9 protein-coding genes and 4 pseudogenes are annotated in these 17497 nt (G+C 51.2%); 6 read left to right on the plus strand and 7 right to left on the minus strand.

Features of this window, described 5'->3' with window-relative positions; translation table 11 throughout:
* Positions 1-362, plus strand: a 362-nt coding sequence (locus U873_RS0112565; RefSeq protein ID WP_025128596.1) for an integrase core domain-containing protein, incomplete at its 5' end; no start/stop codon positions are given.
* Positions 363-655: 293 nt separating this feature from the next.
* Here U873_RS0112565 and U873_RS0112570 read toward each other — a convergent pair.
* Positions 656-1732, minus strand: coding sequence for an HD domain-containing phosphohydrolase (locus U873_RS0112570; RefSeq protein ID WP_025128597.1), 1077 nt, complete (start codon positions 1730-1732; stop codon positions 656-658).
* Positions 1722-4589: a sensor histidine kinase gene (locus tag U873_RS0112575; protein WP_025128598.1), complete on the minus strand. Its 2868-nt coding sequence runs from the start codon at positions 4587-4589 to the stop codon at positions 1722-1724. Before U873_RS0112575 ends, U873_RS0112570 begins: the two co-directional genes overlap by 11 nt.
* Positions 4590-5286: 697 nt before the next feature.
* Between U873_RS0112575 and U873_RS37520 the strand changes: the two genes are divergently transcribed.
* On the plus strand, positions 5287-6024 hold the full coding sequence (locus U873_RS37520) for an MCP four helix bundle domain-containing protein (RefSeq protein WP_371261302.1): 738 nt from the start codon (positions 5287-5289) through the stop codon (positions 6022-6024).
* Between the two features lie 240 nt (positions 6025-6264).
* Positions 6265-6768 (plus strand): annotated as a pseudogene (locus tag U873_RS37525) (methyl-accepting chemotaxis protein); the annotation flags it as partial.
* Between the two features lie 254 nt (positions 6769-7022).
* On the opposite strand, the gene U873_RS37530 reads toward U873_RS37525, so the two are convergent.
* Together U873_RS37530 and U873_RS37535 are read right to left on the minus strand one after the other, a co-directional pair.
* Positions 7023-7451: a methyl-accepting chemotaxis protein gene (locus tag U873_RS37530; protein ID WP_371261305.1), complete on the minus strand. Its 429-nt coding sequence runs from the start codon at positions 7449-7451 to the stop codon at positions 7023-7025.
* 117 nt (positions 7452-7568) lie between these two features.
* A pseudogene (locus tag U873_RS37535) lies at positions 7569-8336 on the minus strand (PAS domain-containing protein); the annotation flags it as partial.
* Positions 8337-8756: 420 nt separating this feature from the next.
* On the opposite strand from U873_RS37535, the gene U873_RS0112595 reads away from it, so the two are divergent.
* From U873_RS0112595 to U873_RS0112605, 3 genes are all read left to right on the plus strand, one after another.
* Entirely contained in the window at positions 8757-12812 is a 4056-nt protein-coding gene (locus U873_RS0112595; RefSeq protein ID WP_025128600.1) for a CHASE domain-containing protein, read from the plus strand.
* A gap of 17 nt (positions 12813-12829) precedes the next feature.
* On the plus strand, positions 12830-13777 hold the full coding sequence (locus tag U873_RS0112600) for a diguanylate cyclase domain-containing protein (protein WP_025128601.1): 948 nt from the start codon (positions 12830-12832) through the stop codon (positions 13775-13777).
* 921 nt (positions 13778-14698) lie between these two features.
* Positions 14699-14947 carry a hypothetical protein gene (locus U873_RS0112605; protein ID WP_025128602.1) on the plus strand — a complete coding sequence of 83 codons (249 nt, stop codon included), beginning with the start codon at positions 14699-14701 and terminating at the stop codon, positions 14945-14947.
* Between the two features lie 1018 nt (positions 14948-15965).
* On the opposite strand, the pseudogene U873_RS37205 reads toward U873_RS0112605, so the two are convergent.
* From U873_RS37205 to U873_RS37545, 3 genes and pseudogenes are all read right to left on the minus strand, one after another.
* Positions 15966-16207: pseudogene (locus tag U873_RS37205) on the minus strand (conjugal transfer protein TraG); the annotation flags it as partial.
* A 263-nt stretch (positions 16208-16470) separates the two neighbouring features.
* Positions 16471-16908, minus strand: a complete 438-nt coding sequence (locus U873_RS37540) for a CZB domain-containing protein (protein ID WP_371261306.1) — start codon at positions 16906-16908, stop codon at positions 16471-16473.
* Between the two features lie 15 nt (positions 16909-16923).
* Positions 16924-17172, minus strand: a pseudogene (locus U873_RS37545) (methyl-accepting chemotaxis protein); the annotation flags it as partial.
* Between the last annotated feature and the right edge of the window lie 325 nt (positions 17173-17497).

The following is a 17497-nucleotide window of genomic DNA, read 5'->3' on the forward strand; positions in this document are numbered from 1 at the left end:
GTATTCACCACTCGCTTACGTATGAACAGCTTGGCCGCCCCCAGAATGTGCTGTTTCACAGCGACCAAGGAAGCCAATACGGCAGCCGGAGCTTTCGCCAGCGGCTGTGGCGTTATCGCTTCACGCAAAGCATGAGTCGGCGTGGAAACTGCTACGACAACGCACCGATGGAACGGTTGTTTCGCAGCCTGAAAACGGAATGGATACCGACCGCGGGCTACATGAGTGCATCGCTGGCACAGCAGGATATCGGTCGTTTTTTGATGCAGAGGTACAACTGGCAACGGCCACATCAATTCAACAGCGGGCTGGCGCCCGCCGTGGCCGAGGGAAAACTTAACGCAGTGTCCGGGATTAGTTGACCACTACACAACCGCCTTGACGAAATCTAGGATGGGAGCCTTGAGCAGCAACGCTACCGAACCAGCGGTAAAAATCTAGCGACGCCGCCATCGCGTGCAGAATACGGTGAACCTAGCATACTCCCCCGGCACTGGGAGAGACGAGCCTAGGAGGACAAAAAATTGCTGCTATACCTATCGCCGCTTAGCTGGGAGCATATTGAACCTTGGTTAATTCTGCGCCAACATCAAATTACCCCACGACATCAGGAAACATGTGGCCCCACTAAGTACTTAAGTAACCGATTGACTACTTACACCGTACCTTGCTGGAAAACCTCAACATCCTCAATAAATAAGCTTTCTATTTCACCGAATACTGTCCGAATAGCATCAACCAGAGTTGGATCAAAATGGCTTCCAGACTGCTCAAACAAATAGGACTGCGCTCTTTCAACTGACCAACTATCCTTATATGGACGTGGCATACGCAGTGCATCGTAAACATCGCACAATGCGACAATACGTGCAGATAGAGGAATATCCTGGCCCGCTAGCCCACGGGGATAACCACTGCCGTCCCATTTCTCATGATGGCAGTAGGCAATTTCCGCCGCCATACGGGTCAGATCACCTCCTTGCTCCTCGTGCAGAATCTCATAGCCAATAGCCGCATGCTTCATCATAATTGCTCGCTCTTCCTTAGTAAGCGGCCCTTCTTTCAGAAGTATTTCATCCGGAATGCCTATTTTCCCCAGATCATGCATAGGTGCCGCCAAACGCAGTACTTCACACCATTGAACAGTCATACCTATGGCTCTTGCCAGTAATGCCGATGAGTCTCCAATCCGGCGAATATGATTGCCAGTTTCATTATCGCGATAACTGGCTGCACGAGATAAGGCCCTAATAGCGGCCTGATAACTTTCCTGTAATTGCAACGTACGCCTGACGACCTTCATTTCAAGTTCAAGATTCAGCTTTTGCAGCTTTTTGCTCGCCTGTGCTAGACGCAAACAATTGCGCACACGCAAAACCAACTCAGGTAAATCCAAAGGCTTGGTCAGATGATCATTAGCCCCCAACTCCAAACCCAGTCGCCGACTATTAACATCACTCAGCGCTGTCAGAATGATAATGGGTTGCCTTGAGCGGTCTCGGTCCTTGAGCTGTCGCAGAATCTCAAACCCGTCAGGCTCAGGCATGTCCAGATCCAACAGCAGGAGATCCCAGTCCTCGCGCTGGGACCACTCTAGCCCCTGGCGGGACTCAGAAAAGCTGACAATCTCACTCAACCCAAATGCCTTGAGGCTTGAGGAGAGCAAACGCAGATTCGCTGCTACGTCATCAATGATAAGTATTCGGGTATCGAGAGGAATATCAGTGAACATCAAAGTTCTCCTTCTCCAGCAACGCATCAAGGACTTCACGCACCGCGTCCACTTCCAGTGGTTTTTTTAGCACGGCCTGAAACTCGAACCCAACCCAGGCCAATACCTTGGGAGAAGACCCTAGCAGTACGACAGACATCGACTCCGCGTTCAAACTACGCCTTAACTTTCCAAGTAGAGTTGAACGATTGATATCTTCATCATCACAATCGAGTATCAGAATGCCAGGCGCACCTTCAACTCCTGAATCACTGACACAGCTCTCCAGCGCCCCATACCTAAGCATGGCACGCTCTGCTGTAATTATAGAAATCAAAGGCAAAATAGACTCATCGTTTCCCGCATAGAAAATGACAGTCTGTCGTTCCTCCCTGATGCACACTGCCTCGTTTGGGCGCGCTTGCGCAAGCTCAACCCAGAATCGACTGCCCTTGCCCGGCTCGCTGAAAAGCCCCATATCCCCCCCCATCAAACCAGCCAGCTCGCGACAAAGGGCAAGGCCAATACCCGTGCCTTGAATAGCAGTATTTTCTTTGCCTAGTCGTTGGAAAGGCTCGAACAAGGCCGATTGTAGATCGGGTTCGATTCCCAGTCCTTCATCCTCGACAAATAGACGGACCCTTTCCCCAGAAATCTCTGCCCCAATCCAAAGCCGACAGCCAGGGCGATTGTATTTAATTGCGTTTGACAACAAATTCAGCATGATTTGCCGTAAACGACGAGCATCCGCATACACCTCTGTAGGCACGTCTCTGATCAAAAGCTCAAGAATCAGCCCTGAAGCCAGGGCCTGGGAACGAACCATGTCGGCACACTCTTTCAATATGGCAGGAACAGACACGGGCTTAAGCGTAAGTTTCTGTGGTTCGGCCTGCAGGCTTGACCAATCGAGCAGATCATCGACCAGTTGGGCCAAGTGCGTGCTAGCTACAAGAATCTCGTCTAAGTATTGCTCGTCCGTTTGATTACGAGATCCCATACGCATCAACTGAGTAAAGCCCTGAATGGCGTTTAGGGGAGTTCGCAGTTCGTGGCTCATACTGGAAATGAAACGGGACTTGGCCTGGCTGGCCGCCTGGCTCTGCAAGGTGCGTTCACGCAGGTCCATTTCTGTCAGTTTGAGCGCGTCGATGTCCACCAAGGTACCTACCGCAACCCCTCCTCCGTCCAGGATCCCCCTAATCATCCGACCACGTACGAGCAGCCACAGAAAACTACCATCCGGACGACTGAGCCTGAATTCAAGATCGACCCGACTGGTCTGCCCCATACGCAACGAGTCGAAAGCCAACATCATGGACTGCGCATCATTGGCATCAAGTCGAGTCAGGAACGCCTCGCGACTTATCGGCGTCTCAGGAAGCTCAAGCCTGGCCGCCAGCCCTCCACGTAACGTCAGGCTATCGTCATCAAGACAGTATTCCCAAAGGCCGGTTGTGGCGTTTTCCATGACCAATGTCAAACGCTCCTGTGCGACATGGCGCTGCTGCTCACTTGTTGCCAGTTGGCTCCCCATAGTCAGGACACTACCTGCCATCTCATTGAGTTCAAGTATTCCTGAATCGACACGGACAGGTTGCCAACACCCCCGCCCAATCTCACAAAGCATTTGCACGATCCCCGAAATGGGCTGACGTAGCTGTTCACTCAGTTTGCGGGAACGATGCCAGAGCGCACTGAAAAACACCGAATAGAACAACATCAGCCCCACAATCATCAGGTAGCCTATGTTGCGAAAATAAATGGCCAATTTATCCGTTTCAGCCATAACATCTTGCTTATCGGCAACGGCCAGTAACTTCCAGCCTGTGCTCTTAATCTCCTTCCAGGCAAACAAATGTGGACGCCCCTGCAAGACTACCTCACTGACCCCCGAGTCCCCCATCTGTAGCTTGTTCGCCATTACAATCGTGTCATCACGCTGCCCCAGGTTGAACACTCGAGGTTTGAAGACTTCCACGTGTGCTGACGCGTTAACATCAAAAGCTTTGAGCTCACGAATAGCGAAATCATCTTCAGCCTGAGACGGCATCGCCATGATGCTCATATCATCACTGACTAATAGCAGATAGCCAGACCATGGAACCCGGAGACGCGTAATCTCTCTCAGGATGCCATCAACGGTGATGTCGAGCCCCACAACTCCCTCAAGAAAATCATCACGGTAGACGGGCGACACCACCGACATCATCCAACCGTGCCCAGCGGGATCCAAATATACTTCCGTCCAGCGGGTCTTTCTCTGCGGATTGTGGCTCGCATCTGCCAAATAGAAAAAGTTGTACTCTGGAATCCGCATATCCACTGGGTACTGCTTATCGGTGCGAAACCAAGGATATATCCGATTGTAACTGTCCCAAGAGTTGAAATAGAGGCTCGCTATCATCGGATCAATCTGTTTGATCTGCTTGAGCAAGGTATCGATGCTGGCAAGCCGCTGTACCTTATCCAGGTCTTGCCCATCCAAGGGCGTCGCTGCCGAATAGAAAGATGCCGCCCCCCCCTGATCAGTGCTGCTGTAACGTGCGCCTTCGGGAGTGACGCTCAGGGTCTCATCACGCGCACTGACAGGAGCGGCAAGCGCCTGCCTAGCCATCGCACCAAGCAGACCGGCCAAGTCGGCCAAACTTCCGAGTTTGCTCTCGATGATAAGAGCATTCTGCTCCACGCTAGCACTCAAGCTATCAATCGCGCTGCGCTTGAGATAATCGACTTGCGTCTCTCGAGTGACTTGATTGGTCACCAAGTAGCTCGCAATTAAAAGCGTTTCAACCAGAAGTAACGGTATAAGCGCACTGCTCAAGAAGGAACGCCAGATCCATTGCCGTAGGCGGATTTTCGGAACAGCCTGTCTCATAAGGCCTCCAGAGGGAAGATTTCCTGTCAGCAACAGAGCCAAATCCATCATATAATTTTATGTCGAATGCATCAGATGCAGCATCTTGCATCATTCCTTCAGCGAGCCCCCCGCTGCGCCAGTCAAACCAATAGCCTGATCGACCCTGGATTTAGCCTGAAAGGCCGACTGTAACTGATAAGGTAACGATTCATCCCTTGCGATGACTCCCTGCTCCTCGGCAGCTCTGGCAATCATCAACATCTGTGCATTGATCGAAACTATGGTTCGAACTATGCCCCCAACGTTCTCCTAATCTCAACCGCCTAACAAGCCTGTTTAGCTCGACTATGTATCGTCTAAACCTGCCACCGCAGAGAGGAAACCATTTTTCTACGTCCTGCGCTGATTATTTAGTGCGCAAGGTAATTATGCGAACCTCACCGGCGACCACTAAGAAACCTCGCCCATTTTCCACCGCATACGCATGCTAAATTGCAGCATTGAACACCAAGGGCGCTAGCTTGGACTTAAAAACACCTTGCCGTGTTACCTACATCATATTGCAGGCGGTAGCAGCCTGCTCGATTTTGGTGCTTTACTTCTGCCGACAACCATGGATTAGACCTGTTCATAATCATGGCGAACCTTGGTGTAAAATTCATAAAATACGCGCGCCTCCGAACTGAAGTCTAATGCATTGCATAGTCGTAACTGGATGGCGAGCGTACGCGAGATCGGCAAAATGAAGGCCGGCACCCTGCGCCTACGCCTGGAAAGCCTACGCATTACTGTGACCACCGATGAGCAGCAGCGACAAACCCGCATCGCCGCGTTGAGCGGTTATCGCAGTACACTCAAGGACATCATCAGCAGTTACCCGCCACTGATTTCGGGGCCTGCGGAGCGTGAGCTGTACCAGGCGGTGGCCGGCGACGCCCAGAACTATTTTAAGCTGCTGGACGAACTGGAGCCGCTGCTTCGCAGCGGTGACAACGTCGCGGCCATCACCCTGATCAACACCCGCGTCAGCCCCACGACCAACTCCCTGCAGGAGAAGATGGACAAACTCTCGGACTTCAACGACGAGGGCGCCAAGAGGGCCGGGCAGCAAGCGTCTTCGATCTACAGCAGTGGCGTGACTCTGGTCACTAGCCTACTGGCGGTTACCGTCGTGCTCACCGTCGTCCTCGCCGCGGTGCTGACCCGCAGCATTACCTCGCCCCTTAGCGAGGCCCTGGCCGTGGCCGAACGCATTGCCGGCAGTGACCTTTCCCAGGAGATCGGGGTCAGTGGCCGCGATGAAGCGGGTCGCCTGCTAGCGGCCCTGGCGAAGATGCAGACCAACCTGAGGGAAACCATCGCTCACATCGCCGACTCCTCCACCCAACTGGCCTCGGCTTCAGAGGAAATGACCGCCGTGACCGAAGACGCCAGCCGTGGGCTAGTGCGGTAGAACGATGAGGTCAATCAGGCGGCCACAGCGGTTACCGAAATGAGCGCTGCGGTAGACGAGGTGGCACGCAACGCAGACGCCGCCGCCCAATCCTCCCGGAAATCCATGGAATTCACCCACTCCGGCATCGACAACGTGGCGAAGACCCTCAAAGCCATCGAAGGCCTGGCTGGCAACGTCGCCATCACCGGCGAGCAGGTCAAGGCCCTGTCCAGCCGGGCCCAGAACATTAGCAAAGTCGTGGACGTGATTCGCGCCATTGCCGAACAGACTAACCTACTGGCACTCAACGCAGCCATCGAAGCCGCCCGTGCTGGCGAACAAGGCCGCGGCTTCGCAGTGGTGGCAGATGAAGTGCGAGCCCTGGCCCACCGCACGCAGCAGTCGACCCAGGAAATCGAACAGATGATCACCGCGATCCAGGCCGATTCGGCCGAGGCGGTGAGTGCGATGAACGTCAGCGCCGAGATGGCAAACAGTTCGATTGCCGTGGCGCAGAACGCGGATGTGTCCCTCAAACAGATTGCCCAGGCAATTACCCAGATCAATGAGCGCAACCTGCTGATTGCCACCGCCTCGGAAGAACAGGCTCAGGTAGCGCGTGAGGCTGATCAGAATCTGACCATCATTCGCGAGCTGGCGATTCAAAGCTCCGCAGGGGCCAGCCAAACGGCAAGTGCCTGTGGGGAGATGGCCAATCTGGCGATTGAGTTGAACCGATTGGTGACGCGATTCAAGGTTTGATAGGACGCCGGCCCAGGTTAGGGCAGGAGACGGCAATCAACCTAGCTTCGAAGTGGTCTGTCCCAGAACTGGTGGAGAGGTAGTTAAGAGTTACTACTCGCATAGCGCCGCTCAAACTCCACCGGACTGAGATAACCCAGCGTCGAGTGGCGGCTGGACTGCCCCCGACACCGTAGACATCTCCAGCCTATGCTGGCCAACAACCCTCATGCCGAGGGCTGTCTCTTTACCATTCTGTTTCTTCTCTGAAGAGACTAATGTTCGAACTCAGTGAACTGGCTTATTATATCTACCACCTGGCGGGTTCTTTCACGGACCTCCAACAACATAGTGCCTGCCTGAACCGCTAGAGTTACGCCATGCTCTACCTGCTTCTGACTTGTCTGCATGCTGCCCACCGCGCTCTGCGTCAGTTCGTGGTTGTGATTTACTACTTCGTTGATTTCCAGTGTTGCTTGACTGGTGCGTGAGGCTAAGTTGCGGACCTCATCGGCTACAACAGCGAAGCCGCGACCTTGCTCGCCGGCACGCGCTGCCTCAATTGCGGCATTGAGCGCCAGGAGGTTGGTCTGATCGGCAATACTGCGGATAGTCTGAACAATGCTGCCAATCTTCTCTGATTGCTCACTGACCGCCCTAATTGAAGTGGCAGCAACGCCTAACTCAACGGCGATAGCATGCATAACCTCAACAGTCTGTTCCGCCACTTTAGCACCTGCCTGTGTACACGAATCCGTCTGCAATGAAGTATCGTAGGTGCGTCTAGCTGTTTCCACTTCAGCCTCGTGGTGGCGTACCTGAACAGTGATGTCGGTGGCGAACTTTACTACCTTATACAGTCTACCCTTTGCATCGAATATCGGATTATAACTGGCCTCTAGCCAGACAATTTCACCATGGCTGGTAAAGCGCTTGAACTGGCCACGAACGTATTCGCCTTGATTTAGCCGAGCCCAGAACTGCTGGTAGTTTACTGACCTGCTTTCAGCCAGGTCACAAAAAATGCGATGATGTTTGCCTCGAATGTCTTCCAGGCGGTACTCCATGACGTTGCAGAACATCTCGTTCGCATAAATCACCTCTCCCTGCAAGGTGAACTCAATCTCGGCCATTGAGCGACGGATGGCGTTTACAAGCCCTTCTCTCTCTTGCTCGCGGATCACCTGCGAGGTGATATCCGTGGAAATTTTAATGACTCTGGAAACACGGCCTTCATTATTGCGTACGGGATTGTAGCTGGCCTCCAACCATATCTCTTCGCCCCGCTTGTTCAACCTCAGATAGCGGTTACAGTAGAATTCGCCACGGCCCAGATGGCTCCAAAACTCAGCGTAGTCTTGGCTGGAAGCATAGTCCTGCTCGCAGAACATGCTGTGGTGCTTGCCACGAATGTCTTCTAATTCATAGCCGGTGATGAGGAGGAAGTTGGTATTGGCGGTGAGGATGGTTCCATCAGGCAGGAACTCAATCATTGCCATTGAACGACTGAGCGCCTCTAGAGTGGACCTAACCTCGGCGAGTTCGGACTGGCTGCGCTCCAAGGCTTCATGGGTGCGTGAGCGAAACATATCTACCTCTCCCTTTTTAAATTGCTGCTAACGTCGGTAGGTTTAATTCGTCAAGGTTCGTAACCAAGCTTACTGGTCTGTCCCAAAACTGGTGGACTGATGGTTAAGTGCTACTGTTCGCATTTCACCGCTCAAACTCCATGTGACTGATGTAGTCAAACGTTAAGCGGTGATGGCAGTACTTGTAAAAGCGAATGTAGTCTAATACTTCGGATTTCGCCTCTTGGTAGCTGGCGAAACGTGTCAGGCAACGCCTTCGTTGCCTCTCACTCTCTTGCAGCCTGATAGCAAATCCGATGCTACTTTGTTTAAGGTCGTTGATCGGAAGCTGTATCAGGCCAAGGAGTCAGGTCGAAATGATGTCGCCCTGCATGACCATGATCTCCTTGTATTATCAATACTGAGGTGAGCGTTAGGTCGATGAAGGTAAAATCTTTCAAGTGGTCGGTGGGCTGGATGCTGTTCATTCTGTTTGCTGGGCTTACAGCCAGCTATGGTGTCAGCTTTCAGCGGGCTAAGGCCATCGAGACTCATGTCGAATTGGCTCTCAAAGACGCGGGAGAAGCGATTGATGACAACCTGCAGACACGTCTGAAGCTTTACGAGTACCGCCTTCGGGCCATGCGCGGCGCTATCCAGATGTTGAACCTAGATTATGTCAGCAATCGCCAGATGGCGCGTTTTGGACTGGGGCGCGATTTAGAGAAAGAGTACCCTGGGGCATACGGTTTCGGTTTCATTCGTCGGGTGCCTTCCGCCGATGAAGAAAAGTTCATGCGAAACGTCAGGGCGGATGGTCAACCTGAATTCAAACTCACCCTACTGGGCTCCCATCCAGGTGACCGTTTTATCATTCAGTTCATCGACCCGCTGGCGGGTAACTCCCAGATTCTTGGGTTGGATATCGCCTCGGAAGTCCGTCGTCGTGAGGCTGCCATCGAGGCCATGCGTACAGGGGCTTCCACGCTGACGGCGCCCATAACCTTGCAGCAGGATGCTCAGGAAAGTCAGCGGGCGTTTTTACTGTTGTCGCCGGTCTACGACACGCCGGTCCCCCCGCTTGATGCTGAGCTCAGGGAGAAAAAACTGATTGGTTGGACCTATACGCCCTTGTCAATGCATGAGGTACTGGCAGGTGTAGAACCGGGAAATCACCGACTCCATTTGAGACTTTACGATGTCGGTGATACAAGGCAACTGATCTATCAGACCCCGGAAAACTCCCCGGATCCAAAGATCTTGCAAGTCTATAGCTTCGAGCGAGAGATTTATGGGCGACATTGGCGGATTGAGGTAGGAGCTCTTCAGGCTTTTGTCGATACGCTTGATCCTGTGCCTGCGGGGCGGGTTTTTGCTATTGGTGCAGTTGCCAGTTTTCTTTTAGCGAGTTTGGTAGGCGCCCTACTGATCTCCCGCCAGCGCAAGCAGCAGGTGAGGGCCGGGCAGGCTCGGCTTGCGACTATCGTCGAGAACTCCAGCGATGCAATCATTGGTGAGGCGCTAGATGGCAGGATTATTACCTGGAACCGCGCCGCCGAGCAGATGTTCGGTTACACCGAGTACGAAGTACTAGGACAGCCTCTGGCGCCATTATTGGTGCCCGTAGAGCGAGTGCATGAGGACGAGCAATTATTAGAGCAGGCGGCTCGAGGTGACCGTGGCTCGACCCTGGAAACTCAACGCCAGCATAAGGAGGGTCGGTTGATCGATGTGACCATCACCTGCAGTCTGATCCGAGAGGCGGATGGCACCATCCTAGGCGCGGCGAAGACGATGCATGACGTAACTGATCGCAAGCGGGTCGAGCGTTACCTCATGGAGTTCAACGCACAACTGGAAAAGCAGGTCAGCGAACGCACTGCCGAACTGTTCAGGCTCGCCGGGCTTATGCAGGCTGTACTAGATGCGTCTTCGGAGGTCTCAATCATCGCTACGGATACGCAGGGGCAGATTGTCGTGTTTAACCGCGGTGCCGAATTGTTGCTGGGCTATAGCCATGCCGAAATGGTCAGGTGTAAGACACCGATGGACTTTCACTTGTCCGACGAAGTTGAGGCGCGCTCGGCCGAGTTGACCCAAGAGTACGGTATTCCCATTAAAGGTATTGATGTCTTCTGCTACAAGGCCGCCTTGCTAGGCTCCGAAACTCGGCAATGGACCTATGTGCGCAAGGATGGCTCGAAGGTGCAGGTGTCGATGGTCATTACTCCGATTCGCACCGCTGATGGTGAGTTGACTGGTCATCTTGGGATTGCTCAGGATGTTACCGATCGGCTGCGCCATAGTGCAGAGTTGCAGACGGCCAAGGCAGCTGCGGAGGCGGCGAATGCGGCCAAGAGTCTTTTTTTGGCGAATATGAGTCATGAGATCCGTACTCCCATGAATGCTGTGATCGGTATTGCCCATCTCCTCCAGAACAGCTCTTTGGACGAGCAACAACGCCAGTTGCTCACTAAACTGCAGATTGCTGGGCGATCTTTGCTTGGAATCATCAACGACATTCTGGATATAGCCAAGATCGAAGCTGGCGAGATGCGCCTTGAGCACAACCCCTTCAGTCCGCGGCAATTGCTTGACGAATTGGGCGAGTTGTTCACGGCTCAGGCTGAGCAAAAAGGGTTGAGTTTTGCCGTCGAAGGAGGTGCAGAATTGCCCGGTTTGCTTGTTGGTGATGCGCTTCGAATCAATCAGATTCTGATGAATCTAGTGGGTAATGCCTTGAAGTTCACGACCCAGGGCCGGGTTGAGGTAATTGTCACCCACGAGTCCGATGCCACCGATCATTGCTGGCTAAGTTTCAGCGTTCAGGACACCGGCTGCGGCATTGATGCTGATGCTTTGGGCCAATTGTTCACGCCGTTTACCCAGGCGGATGCTTCCACCACCCGCCGTTTTGGCGGAACTGGACTTGGTCTGTCTGTCGTGCATGGGCTGGTCGAGCAGATGAGGGGAAATATGCTAGTGCATAGCGATCTGGGATGCGGTAGCAAGTTTCAGGTTTCATTGCCTTTTAAGATTTGCTCAAGCGAGCTGGAGGCGGTAACTACAGGTGAGAGCCTGGAGGTGTTGATGCTATGTGACGATGGCGTCATGGCGCAGGCCCTGCGGCGAGTTTGTCGCTCCCTGGGCTGGCGGGTGTCATGTATGGCTGATGAGCAGGCGTTATTTCGCCTTTTGCAGGAGCGCTATAAGGCCCAAGTGCCGTTGCCGGATGTGCTGCTTTTGGATTGGCATAGTCCTATGGAGTTGGACTTGCAGCGTCTGCATGAGAGCACGCAACTGCCGATCATTCTCGTAACTCAGTCTGCAACCGAGGCAGCACTCAGTGATCATGTAGACCACGTGCTGCCGAGTCCATTGGACAGCTCGGCGCTTTTCAATGCGGTAAACGCCTGTATTGCCAAATATCACGGCAATACTGAACGAGTACTGCAGTTCACGCGACTGGATATCGGTATGACTCATTGGTTGAGCGGCCTTCAAATATTACTGGTCGATGATAGCGAGATCAATCTGGAAGTCGCGACCTTGCTGCTAGAGCAGCAAGGCGCTCAGGTGCATACCTGTGTTAATGGTTTGCAGGCTCTAGAGCGACTGCGTCAGGCCCCCGAGTTCTTCGACGTGGTACTGATGGATGTGCAGATGCCAGAAATGGACGGCTATGAGGCGACTCGAAGGGTACGCAACGAATTGGGCTTAAAGAATTTACCGATGTTGGCACTTACTGCTGGTGCGCTGGCGGAGGAACGGCTACAGGCTGAATGCGCGGGAATGGATGACTTCCTTACCAAGCCGTTGGAGCCGAGTGCCCTGATTCGCTCCATTCGACGAGCAGTTGAACGGGTACGTGGTACCTCAGTGGCAGTCAGCGCCATAGTGCTGCCTCAGGGGGAGACGGCAGAGGAGTGGCCAGTGATTGAGGGATTCAATATCAGAGAGGCTGCCAACCGGCTTGGTAATGACGTGCAGTTGTTTCGCTCCTCGATTAGACGATTTTTTAACGAGTTTGCCGGGTTTTCGGATAGCGTGGTTCTTTTGCAGGTTGCACAGCAACCTACTCTATTGATTGCCGATTTGCACAAATTACGTGGTGCTGCGGCTTTACTGGGGGCCACTGCGGTTGGGCAGTTGGCCGGGCAGGCCGAATCACTATTGCGCGATGGGCGTGCAGCCGATTCGGTGCTCAGTGCCTTGAGTGAAGCGTTCTCTCTGCTGCTCAAGCAGGCAGCTAACGTGCATGAGACGGCGATGCTGATACCTAGTATCGATATGGATCAAGAGCAGGCCCGTCAGGCGCTGGCGAGCTTGCGTGCCATGCTGCAAAGCCACGATCTTGCTGCGTTGGACCAGTTTGCAGTGGCAGCGCCATTACTACATGCGGCTGCTGGGCAGGTTTTGGTTGAGCGGCTTTGGCAGTCCATAGAAGAGTTGCAGTTCGAGCGTGCGCTGCAGATGCTCGAAAGTGCGGATTTGTGATCGGGGAGCCGCTGACGATGCAGGCCTTACCTAGCTTATTGATCGTTGATGATAATATCTCCGCCATCCGGGCGTTGAGCCGTATCCTACAGGACCTGGGACAGATTTGTTTTGCAACGGGAGGGGAGCAGGCATTAGATTTTTTGCAAAAAATGCGACCGGACTTGATTCTGCTTGATGCCGAGATGCCTGGTATGAGCGGATTTGAAGTGTGTAAAACTCTTAAGGCCGACCCGCTGTTGAAGGATGTGCCCATTATCTTTATTACCAGCCATACAGAAACTCAGGTAGAAGAGGTAGGGCTGGCGCTTGGGGCAGTAGACTTCATCGGAAAACCCGTCAAGCCCGCGATCGTAACTGCCCGTGTCAAAACTCACCTGAATCTGAAAATGGCCATGGACAAGCTAAGTCTTCTGGCCCAGACCGATGGCCTGACCGGATTAGCCAATCGCCGATTTCTTGATCAGCGTATAGAGTACGAGTGGCTCAGGTCACGACGCAATCAAAGTGCGTTTTCAGTGATGTTGCTTGATATCGATTTTTTCAAGCGCTACAACGACCATTACGGCCACCTTCAAGGTGATGAGTGTCTGATTGCTGTGGCGCAGACGCTCAAGGGCTGCCTGCATCGCTCTTCCGATCTAGTGGCTCGATATGGCGGCGAAGAATTTGCTGTACTGTTGCCGGAAACGGAGGGGGAGGGAGCTTGTCAAGTGGCTAAGGAAATCGTCCAAAGTGTTTACGACATGGGGCGTGTGCATGAAACCAGTGACTGTGGCCGAGTCACTATCTCGGTTGGTGTCGCCAGCATAAGCGCCGATTTGTGGCCCCAATTAGGCACAACTATTACATCCACCTCATCAATTGCTGTTGCTCTGTTATCTGAAGCTGATCGGGCGTTGTATAAAGCTAAGCGTCAGGGGCGAAACTGTAGTTGTTTTTTAGCTGTTTTTTCAGAGTCCTAAGTCCTACGCTCTCGCGTTGTCTCAGCAGTTCCTTAGGGGAATTTGCCGGCTCGGTTTGATGTGGACGGAGCAAGGCCTATTTTGTACAGTTTTTTAGGAGACACTCAGTGTTTCGGTATTTTTTCGGGCTAGTGTTTAGTGCTAGCGCCACCGTTTTTTATTTATCGGCACTCCTGCAAAGCTGGTTTTTTCTACCGTGGACCGTAATGTCTTAGAAGGCAATTCGTACTTCCCTTTGCGTCGTATTGCCATGGACTTTAGGGACAAAGAAGATGAGCTTTACTCTAGACTCCACTGTACATCGAACTTGATCTTTTCAAAACGCCAAAGCCCGAAGTTGCGTTGAGTCATCGTTTCCTTTACGGTGAGCATGGTGATTTGAACTGACCGCTTGAGCAAAATTTTAATCGAAGAGCCAAAAGTTAGATGATCAGGCCATCTTTTTAATGTTCGGGTATATCACGCTCTTCTAGCGATTCGACCTCTGATAAGATGCTAAAACGGCACTGCCACTTCATGTCGTAGTTAGACGGGGAGTGTTGCTAGATAATAATTTTTCACTATTTTCTAAAGGTGGCAAGCTGCTGCGGAGTATAAGGCAGTTCTAGTTGAGTTTGATTGCAGTGCTATTTTGCATGTTGCATATAGGTTTTTTAAACTCTAGATACTATATAGAACTGCTGTTATGGCTATCGCTTGGTTTTATTGCGTTTTTCAGTTGCGACTACTAGCGGCTGCGTGTAGTCTTTGCAGGGCGTCGAATATCTGTGTCGAGAATGATATCTGAGTTGATACCAGTGGGTTAATTTATGATGATCCGCATGGAGGGTGTTCGTGTCTAGCCGGTTTCTCACACCAACGGGTCGCCGCCATCCAATCTCTGGAGGCGGTGAAATAAAGTCAGTTAGAGGGAGGTGAGGTATGGAGAGTTTTGATAGTCAGGTCAAACCAAGTATCTACGCTAAAATGGCTTATGAATTAATTCTCCGCGGCGTGCACCGATTTCAGTCTGAAACTGATAGGCGATTGTTTTTGAATTCACTATTGTGCCAATCTGCTCTCTTTGCTCGGATGTTGTCAGGCGAAGAGGCGTTTCAGGATTTACTAGATCGCCTGAAAAATTTTGAATTCGAGACTGAGTTTCAAGAACTGGTGGCTCAAGTACATTGAGAGTCGCTAGACGGTTGCCTCACTTTGAGTGAGCTTTCAGTTATCGATCGGAGGCTTATAGCAATAGGCGGCTGGCTATATGTTAATCATGATTTGGGCATTCCGAGCAAATTTAGGTGCATCAAATTTGGGTTGAGTTCCATTACGTAAGGAAAACTCACCTCTGTGTACCGAAGGATGTCGATGACGTACGCCTGAGCCTGCTTTGAAATTTGTATCTGAAGCTAGCTCATTCTTTCTCGCTTGCCAATTACTCTGGGGCCTCGAAGTTGGCGTCTAGATCTTTATCAAATATAGCATCAATCTGCCCAGATTTAAGCATCCCTATGCCGTTTAATGTAGCTTCGCGTGATGCTTCGAGCCAGGCGGATTATAATGCTTCAAGCTAGGGCTGCATTCGGGGGCTGACGCGCACCACCTCAGTTCTGGTAATGGTCATCCTTTACTAACTGGTCTATGGACTGCTCCATGGGGTTTGAGAGAATGACGTTGTGTTTGGCCATGAGGGTATGCTACGTGATGAGGGGCGACACTTTGCGCCGTATACCTTGCTAAAACAGCAAAGGTGTCTTATTTAAAAATAAGATGTTCTTGCTGAATTGAGAGAAAGATAATGGAGGCTGTAGCCAATATAACCTTTGCTCATCGCCTAAGTGATGTGCTGAGGGCTGTGCCCCGATTCTTTCTGTATAATTGCCGCCTAATGGTTCATTGGATAAAATGCGAAATCGTTGTTGTCGTCTTGATTAACTTATTCGGTAGAATCTTTTCTGCTCTTTTGACGACGATCCTTCTGTGCGTCGGTCTCTGTGCTTTTTCGAAAGTTGATACAGATAGAGTTTTTAGAAGATAAAACTATCTCTGAGATCGGAGATGAACAATGCAGAGCGCCTTTTTATGGTGAGTATGATCACCTTAATTTTTACTTATGCTTCGAGGATTGAATTTTTCCTCACTAATTAAGGTCACCTATCTGTTGGGGTTTTCTTTTATCTTAAAACGGTCTTTACAGCATCTCCTACGAGTTTTTTCCATGCTTTCCTGCGGCTTGAGCATCCTTATTTTCTGGAGAGAGCCCGTCAATGCGATTTACTGTTTTTTCCCTGCCCAAACTAGAATTACAATCCAGAGCGTCGGCAAGATTATGAGCATGACTCCCATTGCGAGGTTTAGTATTGCATCTTGTGTTGTGGTGTTTAGCCCGATTACTGGGTCAAACGAAAGATGCGGTGAGCCTGAGCCGTAAAGAGCGCCAATGATTATTCAGCAGAAAGGCAGAGGGGCTAATGGCGATAAACTACCAATGTATCATGATGCGATCTTAGTGTTTTGTTTTCTTCTGAAGGAGAATGCTTCATTTGAATGTTGGCAATGATTTTCTTGTGCTGCGCGTCTTAGAGGTCTGATTTTTCTGAGGCGCGCAAGATTAAATGTTTGTAGCTCCCTTGAATACCCAAAGATACTGTAAGCGATAGCTAGTCATGTGTTTAAAGTAAAATAAAGTATTAAGTGCTACTGCATAGTTAGCAGCAATCCTTAAGAAGGTGTGGGGTATCTTCTCCACTATTCGCCATAAGCTCCAAGCACTCCTGCACCTCCAGGCTCGCCTGCTCCATATTGGCAACTTCTATTAGCATTTTTTCTGTGTTATTCTCGGAGTAAGCGCGTAAAGCTGCAATGGCAGCTTCATGTACTCTTTTATGCGGAGGTTCGATTCCTTTGAATCCAGGAAGATGTGAGTAATAGCTCCTGCCTTCGCCTTCATAATACCATTTCCCCAAGCGGCATTTAGTGTGAGGGGAGAAGTCTGCTTCACCTTCATTCGTAATTCCAAATAGAACTTTATATATACGAAATTTGTATATCAGGTGATCGATTTTTGCCAGTTCGCAAAAGCTACGAAGTGCTGATGCTGAAACCGTTTGCTCAGTGGTTGACGTTATCTCTAGTAGACTGCGCATGGTGTTTGCTGCTTCGTTCCCATCTTTGCTAAAAGATGCAGACCGCTCTGCTAAATGTGAGATCTGATCTCGGCTAGTAGAACTGCCAGTACAAATATCTTTTACTAAGTTATTGATTTCCGAGGTTGCTTCTGCGGTGCGTTTTGCCAATTGGCGAACTTCGTCTGCAACGACAGCGAATCCTCGACCTGCGTCACCTGCACGTGCGGCCTCAATAGCGGCGTTAAGAGCTAGCAAATTGGTTTGATCAGCAATTTTTCTGATTATTTCAAGTATCCCGCTGACTTTTTGAGCTTGCCTATCAAGATCTCCAACTTTTAACGAGGCGTCCTCAGAAGAGCAGGCTAGTATATCTAAGTTGGTGGTAATTGAATCAATAGCATGTCGACTATTTCTGGAGATTTTCTGAGCTTCTATCACGTAGTCTTTTTCTCGTCTCATTCGATCAGCTAGTTCTGCAAATGATGATTGTATAATTTCAAGTGATTGCGAGAATTTTGAAAAATTGGAAAGTAATTTGTTTTGTTCGCTTGTTTTGTTTTCTAAGTTCGTTGTTAGCTGTTCCGCCTCAAACAAGCGTGTGGTTGAT

The organism is Pseudomonas sp. PH1b, assembly GCF_000633395.1.
Lineage (GTDB): Bacteria > Pseudomonadota > Gammaproteobacteria > Pseudomonadales > Pseudomonadaceae > Aquipseudomonas.

Bases quoted from the DNA above. Each gene is read 5' to 3' on its own strand.
- U873_RS0112570 (WP_025128597.1), bottom strand. From the start codon at position 1,732: ATGTTCACTGATATTCCTCTCGATACCCGAATACTTATCATTGATGAC.
- U873_RS0112575 (WP_025128598.1), bottom strand. From the start codon at position 4,589: ATGAGACAGGCTGTTCCGAAAATCCGCCTACGGCAATGGATCTGGCGT.
- U873_RS37520 (WP_371261302.1), top strand. From the start codon at position 5,287: ATGGCGAGCGTACGCGAGATCGGCAAAATGAAGGCCGGCACCCTGCGC.
- U873_RS37530 (WP_371261305.1), bottom strand. From the start codon at position 7,451: ATGCATGCTATCGCCGTTGAGTTAGGCGTTGCTGCCACTTCAATTAGG.
- U873_RS0112595 (WP_025128600.1), top strand. From the start codon at position 8,757: ATGAAGGTAAAATCTTTCAAGTGGTCGGTGGGCTGGATGCTGTTCATT.
- U873_RS0112600 (WP_025128601.1), top strand. From the start codon at position 12,830: ATGCAGGCCTTACCTAGCTTATTGATCGTTGATGATAATATCTCCGCC.
- U873_RS0112605 (WP_025128602.1), top strand. From the start codon at position 14,699: ATGGAGAGTTTTGATAGTCAGGTCAAACCAAGTATCTACGCTAAAATG.
- U873_RS37540 (WP_371261306.1), bottom strand. From the start codon at position 16,908: ATGCGCAGTCTACTAGAGATAACGTCAACCACTGAGCAAACGGTTTCA.